The sequence below is a fragment of the Bacteroides pyogenes DSM 20611 = JCM 6294 genome, from assembly GCF_000428105.1.
GTDB classification, from domain to species: domain Bacteria; phylum Bacteroidota; class Bacteroidia; order Bacteroidales; family Bacteroidaceae; genus Bacteroides; species Bacteroides pyogenes.
This window is the reverse complement of sequence record NZ_ATZH01000008.1, coordinates 152,679-171,363: the sequence shown is the minus strand read 5'-3', so window position 1 is coordinate 171,363 and position 18,685 is coordinate 152,679. Positions and strand designations below refer to the sequence as shown.

Annotated in this window: 17 protein-coding genes and 6 tRNA genes; 14 read left to right on the top strand and 9 right to left on the bottom strand. The window is 51.9% G+C overall.

Annotated features, from left to right (window positions below; translation table 11 throughout):
- The first annotated feature begins 73 nt into the window (after positions 1-73).
- From C234_RS0101735 to C234_RS0101710, 6 genes are all read left to right on the top strand, one after another.
- Positions 74-149, top strand: a tRNA-Gly gene (locus C234_RS0101735).
- 30 nt (positions 150-179) lie between these two features.
- Positions 180-261: transfer RNA gene (locus tag C234_RS0101730), tRNA-Leu, on the top strand.
- A gap of 26 nt (positions 262-287) precedes the next feature.
- A tRNA-Leu gene (locus C234_RS0101725) sits at positions 288-371 on the top strand.
- 18 nt (positions 372-389) lie between these two features.
- A tRNA-Gly gene (locus C234_RS0101720) sits at positions 390-465 on the top strand.
- A gap of 29 nt (positions 466-494) precedes the next feature.
- Positions 495-576, top strand: a tRNA-Leu gene (locus tag C234_RS0101715).
- A gap of 70 nt (positions 577-646) precedes the next feature.
- A tRNA-Gly gene (locus C234_RS0101710) sits at positions 647-719 on the top strand.
- Positions 720-976: 257 nt separating this feature from the next.
- Here the strand turns inward: C234_RS0101710 and C234_RS0101705 are convergent.
- On the bottom strand, positions 977-1,339 hold the full coding sequence (locus C234_RS0101705) for a thioredoxin family protein (protein ID WP_027324342.1): 363 nt from the start codon (positions 1,337-1,339) through the stop codon (positions 977-979).
- A 70-nt stretch (positions 1,340-1,409) separates the two neighbouring features.
- Between C234_RS0101705 and C234_RS0101700 the strand changes: the two genes are divergently transcribed.
- Positions 1,410-1,676 (top strand): hypothetical protein, encoded by a 267-nt coding sequence (locus C234_RS0101700; protein WP_027324341.1) that lies wholly within the window; start codon positions 1,410-1,412, stop codon positions 1,674-1,676.
- 226 nt (positions 1,677-1,902) lie between these two features.
- Here C234_RS0101700 and C234_RS0101695 read toward each other — a convergent pair whose 3' ends face one another.
- Together C234_RS0101695 and C234_RS0101690 are read right to left on the bottom strand one after the other, a co-directional pair.
- Positions 1,903-3,567 (bottom strand): long-chain fatty acid--CoA ligase, encoded by a 1,665-nt coding sequence (locus C234_RS0101695; RefSeq protein ID WP_027324340.1) that lies wholly within the window; start codon positions 3,565-3,567, stop codon positions 1,903-1,905.
- A 418-nt stretch (positions 3,568-3,985) separates the two neighbouring features.
- Complete coding sequence (locus C234_RS0101690) at positions 3,986-5,449, bottom strand: potassium/proton antiporter (RefSeq protein WP_027324339.1); 1,464 nt, start codon at positions 5,447-5,449, stop codon at positions 3,986-3,988.
- A 231-nt stretch (positions 5,450-5,680) separates the two neighbouring features.
- On the opposite strand from C234_RS0101690, the gene C234_RS0101685 reads away from it, so the two are divergent.
- Positions 5,681-6,865, top strand: coding sequence for a uracil-xanthine permease family protein (locus C234_RS0101685; protein WP_027324338.1), 1,185 nt, complete (start codon positions 5,681-5,683; stop codon positions 6,863-6,865).
- A gap of 335 nt (positions 6,866-7,200) precedes the next feature.
- On the opposite strand, the gene hcp is transcribed toward C234_RS0101685, so the two are convergent.
- Positions 7,201-8,832 (bottom strand): hydroxylamine reductase, encoded by a 1,632-nt coding sequence (gene hcp / locus C234_RS0101680; RefSeq protein ID WP_027324337.1) that lies wholly within the window; start codon positions 8,830-8,832, stop codon positions 7,201-7,203.
- 53 nt (positions 8,833-8,885) lie between these two features.
- Here hcp and C234_RS17320 point away from each other — a divergent pair, with 53 nt between their 5' ends.
- The gene (locus C234_RS17320; protein WP_034540857.1) at positions 8,886-9,137 is read left to right on the top strand and encodes a hypothetical protein; all 252 of its coding nucleotides are present in this window, start codon (positions 8,886-8,888) and stop codon (positions 9,135-9,137) included.
- On the opposite strand, the gene C234_RS0101675 is transcribed toward C234_RS17320, so the two are convergent.
- From C234_RS0101675 to C234_RS0101660, 4 genes are read right to left on the bottom strand one after another with little or no spacing between them, the layout of a single operon-like run.
- Positions 9,118-9,786, bottom strand: a complete 669-nt coding sequence (locus C234_RS0101675) for a Crp/Fnr family transcriptional regulator (RefSeq protein ID WP_027324336.1) — start codon at positions 9,784-9,786, stop codon at positions 9,118-9,120. The two genes, C234_RS17320 and C234_RS0101675, sit on opposite strands and share 20 nt — an antisense overlap.
- A 19-nt stretch (positions 9,787-9,805) precedes the next feature.
- Positions 9,806-11,119 (bottom strand): sensor histidine kinase, encoded by a 1,314-nt coding sequence (locus C234_RS0101670; RefSeq protein ID WP_027324335.1) that lies wholly within the window; start codon positions 11,117-11,119, stop codon positions 9,806-9,808.
- Complete coding sequence (locus C234_RS0101665) at positions 11,116-12,462, bottom strand: sigma-54-dependent transcriptional regulator (protein WP_027324334.1); 1,347 nt, start codon at positions 12,460-12,462, stop codon at positions 11,116-11,118. Before C234_RS0101665 ends, C234_RS0101670 begins: the two co-directional genes overlap by 4 nt.
- 43 nt (positions 12,463-12,505) lie before the next feature.
- Positions 12,506-13,129 (bottom strand): hypothetical protein, encoded by a 624-nt coding sequence (locus tag C234_RS0101660; RefSeq protein ID WP_051290120.1) that lies wholly within the window; start codon positions 13,127-13,129, stop codon positions 12,506-12,508.
- Between C234_RS0101660 and C234_RS17315 the strand changes: the two genes are divergently transcribed.
- Entirely contained in the window at positions 13,067-13,297 is a 231-nt protein-coding gene (locus C234_RS17315) for a hypothetical protein (protein WP_148295196.1), read from the top strand. The two genes, C234_RS0101660 and C234_RS17315, sit on opposite strands and share 63 nt — an antisense overlap.
- 34 nt (positions 13,298-13,331) lie before the next feature.
- Here the strand turns inward: C234_RS17315 and C234_RS0101655 are convergent, their stop codons facing one another.
- Positions 13,332-14,240, bottom strand: a complete 909-nt coding sequence (locus C234_RS0101655) for a metallophosphoesterase family protein (RefSeq protein ID WP_081688092.1) — start codon at positions 14,238-14,240, stop codon at positions 13,332-13,334.
- 458 nt (positions 14,241-14,698) lie between these two features.
- On the opposite strand from C234_RS0101655, the gene C234_RS18140 reads away from it, so the two are divergent.
- The 4 genes from C234_RS18140 (at position 14,699) to C234_RS0101635 (ending at position 18,654) form a co-directional block, all read left to right on the top strand.
- Complete coding sequence (locus C234_RS18140) at positions 14,699-15,262, top strand: Abi family protein (protein WP_282705522.1); 564 nt, start codon at positions 14,699-14,701, stop codon at positions 15,260-15,262.
- Positions 15,234-15,728: an Abi family protein gene (locus tag C234_RS18135; RefSeq protein WP_278961365.1), complete on the top strand. Its 495-nt coding sequence runs from the start codon at positions 15,234-15,236 to the stop codon at positions 15,726-15,728. Before C234_RS18140 ends, C234_RS18135 begins: the two co-directional genes overlap by 29 nt.
- 18 nt (positions 15,729-15,746) lie before the next feature.
- Complete coding sequence (locus C234_RS15690; protein WP_034538075.1) at positions 15,747-15,983, top strand: HNH endonuclease; 237 nt, start codon at positions 15,747-15,749, stop codon at positions 15,981-15,983.
- Between the two features lie 364 nt (positions 15,984-16,347).
- Positions 16,348-18,654 (top strand): FtsX-like permease family protein, encoded by a 2,307-nt coding sequence (locus C234_RS0101635; RefSeq protein ID WP_027324329.1) that lies wholly within the window; start codon positions 16,348-16,350, stop codon positions 18,652-18,654.
- Positions 18,655-18,685: the final 31 nt, after the last annotated feature.

Genomic DNA, 18,685 nt, shown 5'->3' with positions numbered 1-18,685 from the left:
GTTAGAATCTTGTAAAAAAGATGATGGAATGTTTGCAAATTTACAGAAAATGGCTACCTTTGCAACCGCAAATGCGGAAATAGCTCAGTTGGTAGAGCATAACCTTGCCAAGGTTAGGGTCGCGAGTTCGAGTCTCGTTTTCCGCTCCAACATCTTTGATATATTGGAATAAATCTTTTGCCCAGGTGGCGGAATTGGTAGACGCGCACGTTTCAGGTGCGTGTGTCGAGAGGCATGCAGGTTCGAGTCCTGTTCTGGGCACAAAGATTGAGCTTTAATTGCATAATGGAGAGGTGGCGGAATTGGTAGACGCGCTACTTTGAGGGGGTAGTGACAGCAATGTCGTGGGAGTTCGAGTCTCCTTCTCTTCACAACAAATTAAGGTGTATGCGGAAATAGCTCAGTTGGTAGAGCATAACCTTGCCAAGGTTAGGGTCGCGAGTTCGAGTCTCGTTTTCCGCTCCAACTTCTTTGAGTTTTTGAATGAATCACTTGCCCAGGTGGCGGAATTGGTAGACGCGCACGTTTCAGGTGCGTGTGTCGAGAGGCATGCAGGTTCGAGTCCTGTTCTGGGCACAAGTGCGGCAGTGATGTCGCGGGAGTTCAATAGTTCATATCTTTGCAATGATTTAAAGGTTTTTTTGTTGCGGAAATAGCTCAGTTGGTAGAGCATAACCTTGCCAAGGTTAGGGTCGCGAGTTCGAGTCTCGTTTTCCGCTCAGAAGAGAAGAAGATTTGAGGGCGATCGAAACAAATTGCAGGTAGTTTCATCGGCAATTTGTTTTTTTATTGCTTCTTTATTAGAACATTAAAAGCCGTCGCAGCTTGAAATCATCCGCTGCGACGGCTTTTTGTTTTTATGCATTCTTTATAGACATGTTATCAGCTTACTTACGGTGTCGGGTGAGGAGACCTTAGGCGTAGTCGAACGATTTCCCGTGTTTTTCGCTTTCGGACATATTATTCTTTTTGCGGCTCAACGAGTAAAGAACGTTTGCTCGATCAGCTCTTTCAGTTGGGTCTTATTTAACGTGCCGAGTTTCATCATCGTCTTTCCATCCATGTTGCAAAGCAGCAAATTAGGTACGGTGCGGATGTTGAATGCCTTTTCCAGTTTCGGTTCTTGGTCGATATCCACTTTGTAGATGTCTATTTTTCCGTTATATTCGTCGGCCAATTGTTCCAGAATCGGATCCAGATTCTTGCAATATACGCACCAAGGGGCATGGAAGTCGACGATGCAAGGCTTGTCGCCTTTAAATTGCCAGTTGTCGGGATAAGTCGAATAATCTCCTACTTTTTCTATAAAACTCTTTTCGGTCAAATCTATAGTCTTCATACATTTTCGTTTTTTTAGATGTCGTGAGAAATAAAATATTTCTTTGTATAATACAACTATGCACCCGAAAATGTTTCGAAGAAAAATTGGCCGCAAGCCGTTTCTGACCTTTCATTTACTGAGAGGTAAGGGTCTCGAAGTGAAGAAGCCTGCGCCCCTCGAGCCGTTTCTGCCTTTTCACTTGCTGAGAGATAAGGGTCTCGAAGTGAAGAAGCCTGCACCTGTCGAGCCGTTTCTGCCTTTTCACTTGCTGAGAGATAAGGGTCTCGAGGTGAAGAAGCCTGCGCTCCTCGAGCCGTTTCTGACCTTTCATTTGCTGATGGATAAGGGCTTATAAGCGGAAAGGCTTGTTGACATTGAGGCCGCTGAAAAAGTTTCTGTCTTGTGAGGGCCCTTGTCGTTTTGCTTGTAGATTTAAATAAAGTACGTCTTCCTGAGCTTTTATCCCGTATAATATCGATTTTTTGAGTTTTTCGTCTATATAGCTTAATATTGAGATTGAACCTTTGAATCTATCTGAATATTGGACACTTTATTCAATGTCCTTGTTGCATTAGCGTTTTTTATTCTTTTACTTCCTGATACATGAAGCGTTTGATGGATTTCTTGGCTGTTTTCTCAAACTCCTCGAAGTGTATCTTTACTTTCGCGATCTGGCTGTATCCGGGAAGTTGGCGGTTCAGTTCGACACGGTTTTCCTCTATCGCCTTTTCAATGTCCGCCTGTTGGAGACCGTGGGCAAAAGCATCCTCAAAGTCCGGGTAGATCAACGCTATCAGTTTGTCGTGCTGCAACACGACGAGCGACTCGGCTACAAAGGGCAGGTTGTTTAGCTTGCTTTCGATCTCTTCGGGGTAGATGTTCTGTCCGGCAGAGGTCAGGAGCAGGTTCTTGCTGCGTCCTCTCACCGTGATGTACCCCTCTTCGTCCATCGTGGCGAGGTCGCCCGTGTGCAACCATCCGTCGGTATCGATGATTTGTGCCGTAGCTTCCGGGTTCTTATAGTAACCGAGCATCAGGTTGATGCCCTTGCATACAATCTCTCCGGCTTGGTTGCGCGGGTCGGGCGAATCGATGCGCACCTCCATCCGGCTTGCCGCTTTCCCGCACGAAGCCGTCTTCAGCATATCCCACCGGCTCGAACAGATGATAGGTCCGCACTCCGTCATGCCGTAGGCGATGGTGTAGGGGAAGCCTATCTTCTTTAAGAACATTTCCACTTCGCCATTGAAAGGAGCGCCCCCGATGATGATCTCGTCGAAGTTTCCGCCGAATATCTCCATGGCAGCCTGCCGTGCCGATGCTTTGAGCCTGTCGTTCACTATGGGGACTTTTAACAGCAGTTTTCCTATCTTGCCGTCTACTTTCGGCAGAATATCTTTCTTGATGATCTTTTCCACGATGAGCGGCACGCACGAGATAAGCTTCGGCTTGATTTCGGCAAACGATTGTGCGATGATCTTCGGAGAGGGCATGCGGGTGAGGAAGTAGATGTGCGCGCCTGCCGAGAAGCCGTAGAGGAAGTCGTACACCATGCCGAACACATGTCCCAGCGGAAGCATGGAGACGATGTGGTCGCCCGGATTCACGCGACGCATCTCATGGCAATAAGCCACATTCGACCAAATGCTCCGGTAGGGCAGCATCACTCCTTTCGAATAGCCCGTAGTGCCCGACGTATAATTGATGATAGCCAGTTCCTCCGGTCGGTCTTTCCGGTAGCGGATATGTTCCGGCCGGAAGTTTTTCGGGTAGCGTTGCCCGTAAATCTCGTTCAGGTGGTCGAGCGCGTAACTCAGCCGTTCGTTCCGCAGAATCAGAGGAGAGAAGTCGGCAAGCGATACAATTCCTTCCAGCAAAGGCATGCAGTCTTCGTTCAGATTCTCCCAGATCTGGTCGCCCACAAGCAGTATTTTGGCTTCGGAGTGGTTGACGATGTTGTGTATGTTGTCGGCTTTAAACTCGTGCAGTATCGGTACAATTACGGCGCCGTAGGTCATCGTGGCGAGGAAGCTTACAGCCCAGTTAGCGCTGTTGCGTCCGCATACCGCAATCTTGTCGCCCGGACGGATGCCGGTACTCTCCAGCACGATGTGAAACTTGGCTATCTTTCGGGCTACATCTTTATATTGAAACGTGACTCCTTTATAGTCTGTCAGGGCGTCCCTATCCCAGTTGCCGATAATACTTTGTTCGATATAGTCGATGAATTGATATCCTTGTTCCATGAGGTTTTTGCACATTTGGTTTAAAACTGTGCAAAAATAATACTTCATTAACATTAACTCTACTTTGTATTTCACTTTTACGGTAAATTAACGGGACGGAGACTCTGTTCCCGTTCTCTCTCTGCGTGCCGGCATTGAGACGATAAACCATCCGTGAGCCATCAAAACCGTGCGTATGCGAAGTCTTTGCAACGGACTTTGCGGCGGGAGCCTAAACCCCTTCGACAATCGTCATCGAAAGCGTTATGTTACATAATTCCCTGCATAAATGCCACCGAAAGCGTTACGTTGCATAATTCCCTGCATAATCGTCATCGAAAGGGTGTGTTGATACTTCTCCGGACGAACGCCATCGAAAGCATGTGTCGGATACTTCTCTGCATGAATGTCGGAGAAGCGTGTGTGAAAGGCAAGTTTTCTATTCCTTCGTTGCTGCTTCTTTCGGCTTTTCCGAGATAACCAGCAATTTGTCTCCTTCGTGCAGTTTCAGGCTTCCGTTGGGAATCAGGAATTCATCGTCCCGTTTCACAATCATCACCAGCGTGCCTTTGGGCAGGTTCATATCCCTCAGCGTATCGGCTTTTTTGATCATTTCTGCGGTGATGGTCACGTCCCTCAGGTCGGTGTCTATTTCCTCAGGCAATTCCACGCCGAAATCATTGCCCGTTTTCTCCAACGGGGTGGAGAGTTGCAGCAACCGTGCGGCGAATGATACCGTAGTGCCTTGTATCACCAGCGAAAGGATGGTGATGAAAAATACGATATTGAAAATAAGGTTCGATTCCTCTATCTCCGCCACTACCGGATAGGTGGCGAAGATGATGGGCACTGCCCCTCGCAGTCCCACCCACGAGACAAACAGACGCGACTTGCAGGTGATGCCGCGGAAAGGCAGGAGCGAAATGAATACGCTCAGCGGACGGCTGACCAATATCATAAAAATACCTATAAGCAGAGCTACGGCAGCTACTTCAAGCATTTCGTGCGGATTCACCAGCAATCCCAGACACAGGAACATGATGATCTGGAACAGCCACGAAAGCCCGTCCATGAAGGTATAAATCTCTTTCCGGTTGGTAATCTTATTGTTTCCTACGATCATTCCGGCGATATAGACCGCCAGATAGCCGTTCCCTTTCAGCAGCGTGGTGACCGAGAAGGTGAAGAAAACAAACGAGAGCAGCAGGATGGGATACAGCGCCTGATTGTCGATGTTGAACATGTTCACCTTGCGGATGGCGAGTTTGCCGAGCAGGTATCCCAATGCTCCTCCCACGATGAACTGTACAGCGAAAGAAGAGAGCATCGTGCCTATGCCCATCCCCGCCGACTGGATAAACTGTATCAGGATGATGGTAAGCATATAAGCCATCGGGTCGTTGCTTCCGCTTTCGAGTTCCAGCATGGGGCGAAGGTTGTGCTTCAGGTTCATCTTTTGCGAGCGGAGAATGGCGAATACCGATGCCGAGTCGGTAGACGACATGGTGGCGGCGAGCAGCAGTGAAGTGGTCAGAGGCAAGTGGATGTTAGTCCAGCTCATGCCCGACAGCCACCAGATAAAGATACCCGTGAAGAGGGCCGTGAGCAACACTCCTATCGTCGACAGTACGACGCCCGGCGCCATCACCGGTTTTATTTCCCTGAATTTCGTGTCCATCCCGCCTGAGAACAGAATGACGCTAAGAGCCACCATACCGATAAATTGCGCTTCTTTGGCGTTATGGAACTGTAGCCCGAGCCCGTCGCTTCCGAATAGCATGCCTACTATGAGGAATAGCAATAAAGCGGGCACGCCGAAACGATAGCCGGTCTTTCCGGCAACAATGCTGGCGAATAGCAGGATCGAACCTACCAATATGATGTTTTCTGCTGTAAATGCCATAATTGAATCAGATGGTTGTAAAATGATCGTTTGTTTGTCAGTTTTATATTTTGCGCGAAGGTACGCATTATTTGAAAACAAATAAAATCTCTTCGGAAGATATTTATTGTTCTGCCTGAAAAGATTTCCGCCTTTGCCTATTCCCCCAATCGCAATTATTTTTCTGTTGAAAAAGCTGTCATTTTATTTGAAAAGATTAATTTTGTACGAAATAAATCGATATTACACTTTATGGATTCAAACAATCTTACTCCCTTTCGGAAAGGGGTGGTAGGAGTACAGTTCCTGTTTGTCGCATTCGGGGCTACTGTACTTGTGCCGTTATTGGTGGGGCTCGACCCTTCTACTGCGTTATTCACTGCCGGTATCGGCACGCTTATTTTCCATGCGGTGACCCGCGGGAAAGTTCCCATCTTCCTCGGAAGCAGCTTTGCTTTCATCGCTCCCATCATCAAAGCCACCGAACTCTACGGGCTGCCCGGCACGCTTTCGGGCATGGTCGGCGTCGCCTTTGTCTATTTCCTGATGAGCGCCCTCGTCAAGTGGCAGGGAGTGAAAGTCATCGAACGCCTGTTTCCTCCTGTCGTCATCGGACCGGTGATTATTCTCATCGGATTGTCTCTGGCGGGCGCGGGAGTCGATATGGCGAAAGAAAACTGGGTGCTGGCACTCCTTTCGCTGCTGACGGCGGTAGTCGTCTCCATAAGGGCGAAAGGGCTTCTGAAGCTGATTCCTATCTTCTGCGGAATCATAGTCGGTTATCTTGCGGCTTGGCTGTTCTACGGGCTCGACCTTTCGGGAGTGAGAGACGCTGCTTGGATCGGGCTTCCCCGATTCGTCTTCCCCGCTTTCTCGTGGGAGCCTGTCCTGTTCATGATTCCCGTTGCCATTGCCCCGGTGATAGAACATATCGGAGACGTGTATGTGGTGAACACCGTTGCGGGTAAAGATTTCGTGAAAGACCCCGGATTGCACCGCACGTTATTGGGCGACGGTCTGGCTTGTTTCTTCGCCGGACTGGTGGGAGGTCCTCCCGTGACCACCTACTCCGAAGTTACGGGCGCCATGTCGCTGACCAAAATCACCAATCCGCAAGTGATTCGCATTGCCGCAGTCACCGCCATCTTGTTTTCGGTGATCGGTAAAGTCAGCGCGTTGCTGAAGTCCATTCCCGCCGCAGTGCTGGGCGGAATCATGCTGTTGCTTTTCGGAACCATCGCCTGTGCCGGTATCGGGAGTCTGGTGAACAACTGCGTCGATTTGAGCCGTACGAGAAACATCGTGATTGTTTCGCTGACGTTGACGGTCGGCATCGGCGGTGCGGTGCTGAGTTGGGGAAACTTCTCTCTGTCGGGCATCGGGCTGGCGGCACTGGTGGGAGTGTTGCTCAACCTGATTTTACCTAAAGAGGCGTAAAATTTCGGGGCAGCCCCGCTTTACTTTTAAGCGAGCCGTCCCGAAGTAATACAAAGTCCGAAAGCGATTGCTTTGTCCTCGCTTCGTTTTAAGCCGACTGCCCCGAAGTAATACAAAGCTTGAAATCGATTGCTTTGTCTTCACTTTGTTTTAAGCCGACTGCCTCGAAATAGCAACAAAGCCCGAAAGAGTCTGGCTCTGTCCTCGCTTTACTTTAAGCGTGCTACTCCAGAATAACTACAAAATGCAAAAGTGATCGCTTCATCTTCTCTTTGCTTCAAGCACTCCGCCCCGAAATCCTGTGATGAGGCAGCTTCATTTCCGCTGCAATCTTTTTAAGCCAGAAACTTCACCAAGTCTTCGTCTACCGAACTGATACCTCCGATGCCGAATTGCTCCACCAGCACTTTCGTGACGTTCGGCGAAAGGAAAGCGGGGAGGGTAGGCCCGAGATGAATCTGTTTCACACCCAGAGAAAGCAACGCAAGCAGTACGATGACCGCCTTCTGCTCGTACCATGCGATGTTGTAGACAATCGGGAGGCGATTGATGTCGTCGAGTCCGAACGCCTCTTTCAGCTTCAGGGCGATGACGGCGAGCGAATAGCTGTCGTTGCACTGTCCGGCGTCGAGCACACGGGGGATGCCGTTGATCTCGCCCAGCTCGAGCTTGTTGTAGCGGTACTTCGCGCACCCTGCCGTCAGGATTACCGTGTCTGCGGGTAACCTGCGGGCAAACTCGGTGTAGTAGTCGCGGCTTTTCATCCGTCCGTCGCAGCCCGCCATCACGAAGAATTTGCGTATCGCCCCGCTTTTCACTGCTTCCACCACCTTATCCGCCAGTGCCGTCACCTGCGCATGGGCAAAGCCTCCCGTAATCGTTCCGCTTTCGATGCCGACAGGGGGCAGACATCGTTTGGCATGGGCGATGATGGCGGAGAAATCTTTCGGTTGCCCGTCTTTCCGTTCGGGGATGTAGAACGCGCCGTCGAGTCCGCATGCGCCCGTCACGTAGATGCGGTCTTTGTATGAGGCGTTGGAGCGGGGAGGAACGATGCAGTTGCTCGTAAACAGGATGGGACCGTTGAAACTCTCGAACTCCTCTTTCTGCTTCCACCATGCATTGCCGTAATTGCCCGCCAGATGCTTGTACTTTTTCAACTGCGGGTAGTAATGCGCGGGCAGCATCTCGCTGTGCGTGTACACGTCCACTCCCGTGCCTTCCGTCTGCTGAAGCAGCTCTTCGAGGTCTTTCAGGTCGTGCCCGCTGATGAGGATACCCGGATTGTTGCGCACTCCGATGTTCACTTCCGAAATCTCCGGGTTGCCGTATGCGCCCGTGTTGGCGGCGTCGAGCATAGCCATCGCCGTTACGCCGTGTCTTCCCGTTTCCAGCGTTAACCCGATGAGTTCCTCCACGCCGATGTCCGTGCGTGTGAGCTGCACCAGCGCATGCTGCATGAAAGCGAAAATCTCCGCCGATTTGTGTCCCAGATTGCCGGCGTGTTCGGCATAGGCGGCCATTCCCTTCAGTCCGTAGTGCACCAGCTCCTTCAGCGAGCGGATGTCTTCGTCGGCGGTGCGTAGCACGCCCACCGTCGCCGCTTTCTCTGCAAATTCTTCCTCCGTTCCGTCCCATAGACATTCGTCGGGAGCGTTGTCCACCGCAACTCTCTTCCCCAACTCCCTTTTCAGTTGCAACCCCGTCTTTATCTTTTGGGTGATATTCTCACGGCTGAAATTGGCATTCGTTATGGTGACGAATAGCGAGTCGTATATAAATTTATCAGCCTCTTCGCAAGGTGTTCCCACTTCGCGCAGACGTTCGTTGTAGACTGCGATTCCGCGCACTACGAAGAGCAAAAGGTCTTGCAGGTTCGATACTTCGGATGTTTTGCCGCATACCCCTTTCAGGATGCAACCTGTGCCCATGGCGGTTTCTTGACATTGATAACAGAACATACTCATAATTTCTACGTTTTAGTTGGTTTCTTCATTATGAGTGCAAAGATAGGGGAGAAGTGCCGGGCGGTTCTGTAACCAATGTTACAACGGCTCGTTTTTTCGGTTCGCTTCCGATTGAGAGGGGAAAAGCGATGCAGGCGGCAGCTTTGCCGTATCGGTTGGATAGGCCGTCTGCCCGCAGGATGCTCACCGGCTTGCGTGCGCTGCCCGCCGTCAGTTGCCGTATCGGTTGGGTAGGCGGTCTGCCCGCAGGATACTCACCGGCTTGTGTGTGCCGTTCTCCGCCTGCTACCGTATCAGTTGCGTGAGGGCGTCTGCCCGCAGGATGGTCACCAGCTTGCGGTCGACCGCTATCAGACCGTCTTCCTGCATGCGTGCCAGTTCGCGTGCCAGCGAGGGGCGAGATACACCGAAGTAGTCGCTCAGCGCCTGTTGCGAGCGATCGAGCCTGACGCGGGACTGCCCCTGCTGCCTGTGCAACCGCAACAGATACGAGGCGAGCTTCTGCCGGATGGTTTTGAACGACATGAAGAACAGCTTGTCCGATAGCGTGCGGGCGTAATTGGCGGAAAGATTCATGTAGTTTTCCAGAAAGCGTTCGTTCCGGCGAAACAGCTCCAACACGCCGGATTTCGGTATTTCGATCGTTTCCGTCGGCTCATTGGCGGTCACCTCCACTGGATAGCGGTTTTCATCGCCGAAGAGAAATAACGGAGCCAAAGCCCGCGGAGCGGCGATGTCCTCCACCTTCACGAGCCGTCCCGAATAGTCGATCATCTCGCCCCGCACGCTCCCTTTGGCGAGAATCACGAGGCGGTTGCACACATCGCCCTGCCTTGCCAGAACTTCTCCTTTCCTGTATGAGCGCATGCGGAAGTTGACCTCTGCCAGAGCCGACGAGAGTGTTTCGGGCGCGATGCCCCTGAACAGCGGATTGTCTATGAGTGTCGAATACATATCGGATACGGTTTGGTTTTCATTTGAAGTTCATTCTGAACCGGGTTTCCTTGCCCGGCAGCAGCACGAGGTTGCCGCCCGAAAGCCGCATGATCCGGCGCGAAACGCTCAGTCCCACGCCGCTTCCCCCTTCCTTGGTGGTGAAGAACGGGACGAAGATGTGCTCCGCCGCTTCGGGTGGAATGGCGGGCCCGTTGTTGCCTACCTCTATCCATACTTCCTCCTTGTCGTTGCACGAGGCTTTGATGTCTATCCGTCCGTCTGCCCGGTCTCCGATGGCCTGAATGGCGTTCTTCAGTATGTTCACGACCACCTGCGACACCAAGTTCTCGTCGGCATACAGAATCAGCTCTTCGGGGCATATCTCCGTTTCGAAACGGATGTGCCCGCACGGATACTGATGGCGGGCGAGGGCGATCATCCGTTCGATGAACGGCTTGACGTCGAACAACACCGGTTCGGGCGGAGGGATGCGCGTGAGGCGGCGGTAAGAATCGGTGAAGGCGAGCAACCCCTTGCCCGTGGCGCTGATGGCCTGCAAGCCCCGGATTGTTTCGGCGTCTTTGCCTTCCGGAGCCGACAGAAGCGTATCGCTGATGGAGGTGAGGGGAGTGATTGAGTTCATGATTTCGTGCGTCAGCACCCTTGTCAGCCGTATCCACGATTCCGCCTCTTTTTCGTCCAGCTCGGTGTTGATGTCGCTCAGCGCGAGGATGCGCAGGTGCTCTCCCCGTACCGTTATGTCCGACACGCGGATCACCAGATTCACCGTTCCCCGCTCGTTGTGGAGCGTCGCCTGCATGCGGTCGCCCGCCCGGCACGCCTCCAACTGTTCCGCCAGCAGGCTGTCTGTGTTGCGCAACTGCCTGACGTGCGTGAACACCGTCAGTCCCAGCAGCCGCATCGCCTCCCTGTTTTTCCGGTACACAGCCCCGTTGTCGTTGAGCACCAGCACCCCCGTATCCACGAAGTCGAGTATCAGTTCGTAATACTTCTCCTGTTCCGCCGTTTCCGTCTTCACGCGGTACAGTATCTGCGCCACACGGTTCAACGCCTCGTGTACGGCGCGGCTTTCGCCCGTGCCCGACGTTTCGTCGAACCGGAAGCTGTTGTCGTTGTTCTCCAGCGCGTCGAGCATGAAGAGCACCTCGCGCGTATGCCTGCGGTACATGCGTATCTGCCATGCCATGCTCAGCGCCAGCAGGACGGCGAGGAGGGCCGCCCCCGCGTATTCGCCCCCGAAGGCTGCCGCCGCCGTTGCGAAGCAGAGGCCGACGGTGAGCAGTATGCCTACGAGGCTGTGCCCCGACATTTTTCGGAATAGTGCGTTCATAGCCCGAATTTTTTCATTTTGTTGTATAACGTCTGCCGCGTGATGCCCAGTTGCGCCGCCACTGCCGAGAGGTTGCCGTTGCAGGTTCCTATGGCTTTGCGTATCATTCGCCTTTCCATCTCTTCGAGTGTGGAAGCCGCCTTCTCCGGTTGTTCCGCCGAGCGGACGGAGAGTCGGAACAGCTCGGCGGGAATCTGCGTCCCGTCGCTGATGATCACCGCCTTTTCGATGGCGTGCTCCAGTTCGCGGATGTTGCCGTGCCACGGGTATGCCTCCAACTTCTCTTCGGCATCGCGGGTGAACTCCACCGGCTCTTTGCCGTACTGCTTGCAGAACCTTGCCGCGAACAGCCGGGCGAGCGGCACGATATCCTCCTTCCTGCGGCGCAGGGGCGGCAGTTCCACGTGAATGGTGTTGATGCGGTAGAGCAAGTCCTCCCTGAACTCTTTCCTGTCCACCATCTCCTGCAAGTTGCGGTTGGTGGCGCATATCAGCCGTATGTCCACCGGCACGGGCGTGTTGCTTCCCACCCTCACCACGCTTCTGCGCTGAATGGCGGTCAGCAGTTTGGCTTGCAGGTGGCACGGCAGGTTGCCTATCTCGTCCAGAAACAACGTGCTCTTGTCCGCCGTTTCGAACTTTCCCGCACGGTCGGCGTAAGCGTCGGTGAACGCCCCTTTCACGTGCCCGAACAGTTCGCTTTCGAACAGCGGTTCGGCAATCGCCCCCATATCCACCGCCACCATTTCCCTTTCCCTGCGTCCCGACAGCAGGTGTATCTCGCGCGCCAGCACCTCTTTTCCCGTTCCGTTCTCGCCCGTAATCAGCACATTGGCATCAGTTGCCGCCACCTTGCCGATGAGCGCGCGCAGCTGCTTCATCTCTTTGCTCTCTCCCCAGTACATTCCCGGCGTTGCGGCGGCATGCGGCATGTTTTTCTTTTTCCCCTTCCGGGTACGGGCAGATGCCACGGCGTCTTCCACCGTTTTCACCAGCTTGGCGTTCTCCCACGGCTTTACGATGAAGTCCGCCGCTCCTTCCTTGATTCCCCTCACGGCGAGGTCGATGTCCGCGTATGCCGTGAACAGCACCACCGGAAGCTCCGGCTGCTTTTTCTTCACCTCGCGCAGCCAGAAAAGCCCCTCGTTGCCCGTGTTGATTCCTGTGGAGAAATTCATGTCGAGCAGCAATACGTCGGGCTTCTCCTCGCGTATGGTCGCCGTGAGCGAAGCGGGCGAAGAGAGAAGTACGATTTTGCGGAATCGGTCTTTCAGAAGCATTTGCAGTGCGGTCAGCACGCCTTTGTTGTCGTCTACTACGACGATGGTTCCGGGTCGGGTCATGTCAGGTAAAAATATGGATTAGGCACAAAAGTACGAAAATATTTCATAGCCACTGGAATTTCAGTCCGAAAGAGAGGCTCAGGTAGTCGCGCGGACGGAGGTAACTGTTGGTCGCGGCACTCACCAGATAGAGGTCGCAGGTGCTGATCTCGTAGAAGAAAGTGACCGATTTCGCCATAAACCTCCACTGCGGGTCGATGTCGTACGTCAGCCGCTGCCCGACGAAGATGTGGAAGCGGATTTTGCTCGAGAAGCCGTAGTAGCCTTTCGGATAGCGTTCGGGTTCTCTCACCCAGAATTCGTGTCCGAACACCGTGTTCATGTAAAGCCCGCACGCCAGCGGCTCGGCGGAGAATCTTTCCCCCAGCCCCACGCTCCACGGCATATAGTTCTGCTTGAGCGTCATGGTCAGTTTGGGCCTTTTCGACGAATATTTGGGGATGAAGCCCAACAGCAGGTCGGTCTCCCACTGGCTCCGTTTGCCATAGTCCCATCCCATGCCGTAGGAGAGCAGCCCCATGTTTCCCGCGAACTGCACTTTGGAGTGCGTCGGTATGAGCTGTTCCCATTTCCGGCGGAAGCGGTGCACGCGGCGGTCGTACTTATGATGCTTGGGAGATTTCTGCATCACCCGATCGGCATCGAAGACGGCGCTGTCGCAGGTGATCTCTGCGAGCGGAGCCTGACACGGCTTTATCGTGTCGGCAGTGCAGGGGGAGCTTTCGGAGGCGTTTTCTGCGGTGGGCGCCTGACTCGGCGTCACCGAATCGGGAATGCGGGCATCCTCGACGGGAACGGGTTGCGCGGGAAGGTTACGGCAGCAGGTAGAAAATAAGAACAGGGCGATGCCGCACAGGCGGAGCATATTGTCAGAACTTAACCAATTCATACTCGTATGTTTCGGGGGTGATGGTAAAAACAAGGTAACTGCGGTTTTTCATGCAGTCGCTCACGATGTAGTGCACTCCGTCGTCGAACGGAATCTTGTCGCTGAAGCTGTGGTTGTGGGCGGCCGTGCAGAATTGCAGGCCGGGATATTGTGTGACGTAGTATTGAAACACCTTCGCCACGTTGTTGTTGAACACGTCCGAATAGGGGTGCACGTGCATGCTTACCACCGTCTTTTCGAACTCCCCCTTCCGGTTCGTCCATTCCTTCTCCATGAAGTCGAAGTCGGGTATCGGTTGCGAATAGTCGTATTCCAGCGCGTTGGTGTTGAGGCATACGAACTTCACGTTTCCGGCGATGAAAGCGAAATTCGTGGGGCCGAATATCTTGCGGTACGCCTCTTCGCCCGTGCCCAGACAGTCGTGGTTGCCGATCAGGACAACGTAGGGCACCTTCAGTCCGTTCATGATGTCGCGTTGCCACAGAAATTCCTTCGTCAGCCCGAAGTCGCTCATGTCTCCCCCGTGTATCACGAAGTCGATGTCGTCTCTCTTGTTTATCTCCGTCACGAACTTCTTCGTCTCGTCATACCACCGCTGCGAATCGCCCATGGTGACGAATCGTATGGTTTTCTTGCCCTTGCACGCAGCTTCTATCCGTGCGGCGTTGCGGGCGTTCACGTCTCTTTCGCCGGTGATGCGGACGTCGTAGGGGTGATAGTCTATCAGGTCGCATCCCGTAAGCAGGATGCAGCAGAGGAGTGCGAGCAGGGAGCTTCGTCCGCTTGCGGGGTGTATGTTGGCAAGGCGGAGGGAGGTGCGCAGGGTTCTGCGTCCGGTTGCCGGGTGTATGCGGATGTGACGGAGAAGTGTGTGCGGCGTTTTTTTCATAGTCGGTTTCAGCAGTGATTTTTTATGTGATTTTCTATGTGCAAATATACGTTTTTTTACGGGCGATGTCAATCTTTTTACCTGTTTTTTTCCGCCATTTTTCGCGAAATCGATCAGAATATATATTTTTAAATATATATTCATTTATTATCCCTTATTTATTAAGTGTTCGCTTAGGCGTTCGCCCTCTGTTTAATAAAATGATGTAATAGTCTATGAAACAATTCTTTATGAAGCCGAAAAAGTGTTCCATTTGCTGTTCCGCATTTTAGCCCTTTTTCCGGCGGATGAAAAAGCCGTTTTTTCGACGCAACAGAGCCTCTGTTTTTCGCAAGTGGCGGCTCCGTTTTCTTTGATCGAAACCTCTGTTTTTCCCGTTGTAAGTCTCCTGCAAAAGAAGGTCCGGCGATGCAGCTTTGCGGGCGCACGGCCCGCCTGTATGAATTAACCTGTTTTTCATGTTTTTTGAGCATTCTATCACAGATTATTTGGCTATTCCAAACCATTTTACTACCTTTGCATCATTAGAACCTGCCAAGCCTCTTCACAATGCTCAAATCGGCGGGTCGTTTTTTATTATACATACTATGAAAACAAGTTTCGCCAAACCATATTCTTCTCCGAAACAAATTGTTCAAATACTAAAATCAAGAGGAATGCTCATAAAAGATGAGCATAAGGTAGAAAAATATCTGATGAATATCGGTTATCATCGTCTTTCAGCATACATCTATCCTTTTTATAAAACTCCCAAAAGGGATTTGCTACTAAAAGAGGGAACTACTTTTGAACAAGTCTTGACGCTCTATCGCTTTGACAAGAAATTACGTATTCTACTTTTCAACGAAATAGAGAAAATAGAAGTAGCCATTCGCAGCGTATTAGCAAATATCGGATGCCAGGAACTAAATGACAGGTATTGGATAACGAAACCGGAATGTTTTGCCAATCAGGAAAAGTTCAACCAAACTTTGACAATCATAGAAGAAGGAATTGGCATCAAGCAAAGAAGATTACATTGAAGATTTTAGGTGTAACTATATCGAAAGTTATCCTCCTGCATGGATGATAACGGAAGTATTGTCTTTCGGTAACTTGAACTACATCTATTCCAATATAGCCAGCAACCAACTGATGAAGCACATTGCCGGTTATTTCGGTCTGAAACCACAGGTTTTTATCTCGTGGCTGACGGTGCTTGCCAACCTCCGTAATATGTGTTGTCACCATGCGAGAGTATGGAACAGGGATTTTATGTTGAATCCTGCCGAACCCCAAAAGACTAAAAATGCATGGATTGATACCTCAAAAGTTGATAAGAAACGGATTTACTATCGCTTGTGCATAATCCGATATTTCCTCTTTTCGGTTTCTCCCAATAATAACTTCAACGAAAAACTTTCGGGATTGTTGGCGGATTTTCTTTCAGTAGATATAGCTGCAATGGGATTTACCCACGATTGGAAAAATGAGGAAGCATGGAAATAAAGTTTATGATATTTGATTATGAAATATACAGAAACAGGACAATGCATTTGGTGTGGTAAAAAAGAGCCAGAAGTTTCTTTTGAAAATAAACCTCATATTTTACCACATAGCCTTGGCGGAGATGAAATAGGTTTTGATATATGCGATGATTGCAATGCTTATTTTGGCACTGCAACATTAGGTAAACCAGCATTAGACTTTGTTTTTCTTCTTCAACTATTATCACAAAAAGCATCTTATAAAAATCAGAAGTAATTTTAGGACATCAATTATAACTCGACAATTCAAACGAAGTCTATTTTATATCTTTCTTCAAAAATACCATTTTATAACAAAAAACGGGAATCATCCTATGTTTGATTCAATCCGAAAATTTGCGAGATATGACATAGGTAGTCCTAAAGTATTTTATGCTTTCAATGTTAATGGGTATTCTTATCTGCAAAAGCAAGCTAAAGATGTCTTGCCTGTATGAATTTTAGACGCCGGTGTATGATTATTAGACAGTGGGGCAGGGCAGCAACCGGATGCTTATGCTGGTTATCAATGTCTTATGTGTTTTGGCACGCTTTCTGCTTTATAGAAAGCGGCTGTTTATGCCCAAAAAATGAGACAAACCATGAAACAGATTTACTATGTCATTCAGACTTTGCTGCGCGGACGAGGCTCGAACGTCATCAAGACGGTTTCACTCACGCTGGGGCTTTTTGTCGGTATCCTGCTGTTTGCCCGCGTGGCGTTCGAACTGAGCTATTACAATTTCCTGCACCGCCCCGCCGAGCTTTATGTGGCGTACCTGAGCGGATTTGAAGAGATGAGTGAGGGGAAAGGCGCTCCCTACACGTTCGGCCCTTTCTCTGCGGCTGTGCGCGAGAATTTTCCCGAAGAGGTGGAAGACGCCACGATACTGAGGGAGAAGGGGGAATCGGTATATTATTGCGGTGACACGCGCCTTTCGGAACGAACGGTGTATGCCGACGAACATTTGTTCCCGACGCTGGGAATCGGCGTGCTGGCGGGCAAACCGGGAGAACTCTCGGATCCGAACGCGATTTTCGTTTCGCGCGCGCTGGCGTCGAAAGTGGCGGGTTCGGGCAATCCGGCGGATGCTGTGGGCAAAGTGCTGTATGCCGACCGCAAAACGCCGTTCAACATACGGGGTGTCTTCGAGGATATGGGCGATAATACCGACATAGCCTTCGATGCGGTTATTCCCATGGCTGTGCTGTGGAACGCCGGACGCGGGGGATGGGGCTACGACATAAGCTACCGTTCGATTGTCCGTTTCCGTAACCCCTCTTCGGGGGTGAAGGCGGTAGAGGGGCGGTTGCCCGATATGCTCAAGAGGTATATCCCCGATTTCGGCAAGAAGACCGGGAAAAACATAACCTTCGCGTTTCATCCCTTGGAGCGGATGCACTTCGACAATTCCGCCGTGCGCACCATGATCGTGGTGATGTCTGTGCTGGCTTTCGGCATTTTGCTCGTGGCGGCGTTCAACTATGTGCTCATATCCGTCTCCTCGTTGGCGAAGCGGGCCAAAGCCATCGGGGTGCACAAATGCAGCGGAGCTACCGACGGCGATGTGCTCAGGATGTTTCTGATGGAGGCGTTTTTCATTCTGCTCGTCTCGTTGGGGCTTGTCGCGCTGCTGATGTGGCAGTTTCGCGACTTCATCGAAGACATGGCTTCCGCCCGCCTGAGCTCGCTCTTTACGTGGCAGACGGTATGGGCGCCCGCTCTGGCGGTGGGGCTGGTTTTCGCCTTGGCAGGCGTGCTTCCCGCGCTGCTGTTTGCCTCCGTCCCTGTGACGCAGGTCTTCAAGCGGTATTCCGAACGGAAAACTTCGTGGAAGCGTCCGCTGCTTTTCATTCAGTTTGCGGGGATGGCGTTCGTTTCGGGCTTTCTGGTGTTCGTGCTCTGGCAGTACCGCATGGTGATGACGAAAGACGTGGGCTACAACCCCGACAGGGTGGTGACGTGCTGGTTCAAGTTCGGAGGCGGGCACGACAATGCCGCAGCCTTTTTCCGCAACCTGCCCATGGTAGAGAGCTACGGGGCCGCCAACCAGCTGATTTGTTCGGGGTATAGCGGCGATACGTTCGACGCGGGCGACAACCGCAAGGTGGATACGCGCATCGAATGGGTGGATCCCGGTTTCGTGTCCATGATGGGAATCAGGCTGCTGAAAGGAAGAGACGTCGCCGCCGAAGGCGAAATACTGGTGAGTGAGGAGTTCGTGAGGCAGGCAGGCTGGACAGGCGACCCCATAGGCCGGCAAGTGTCTTATTACGACGGCAGTAAAATGACGGTGGCGGGCGTAGTGCCCGATTACTCCATCCGCAGCGCGTACGAGTCGCAACTGCCCATCATGCTGATAGCCACGCGAGGGTCGATGCATCATTATCTGAGGCTGAAAGAGCCTTTTGACGAGAACCTGCGCAAGCTCAACGAAGTGATGAAAGAGGCGTTTCCCGCCGATGATGCGGTGTTCGTTTCTCTGCGCGGGAAGCTCGACAGGCAATACTCCGGCATCGCCCGTTTCCGCAACGCCGTATGGCTGGCGTCGGTGTCTATCCTGCTGATTGCTTTGATGGGGTTGTTGGGCTATGTGAATGATGAAATACGGCTGCGAAGCAAGGAGATTGCCATCCGCAAGGTGAACGGGGCGCAAGCGTCGGAAGTGCTGGCGATGCTTGCGAAAGAGGTATGGCGAGTGGCCGTTCCCGCGCTTTGCATCGGGATTGCCGCCTCTTGGGCGGTAGGAGCGAAGTGGCTGGAGCAATTCAACGAGTATGCCTATCCCGATGTCCGGGCATTGGTATATGTGGCGTTGGGGATATGGGCGGCGATTACCGGATGTGTGCTGATAAGGGCGGGGCGCATCGCTTCGGACGATCCGGTAAGAAGCATTCGGATGGAGTAATCGTGTTTGTGATAATAAATTGATAATTAAT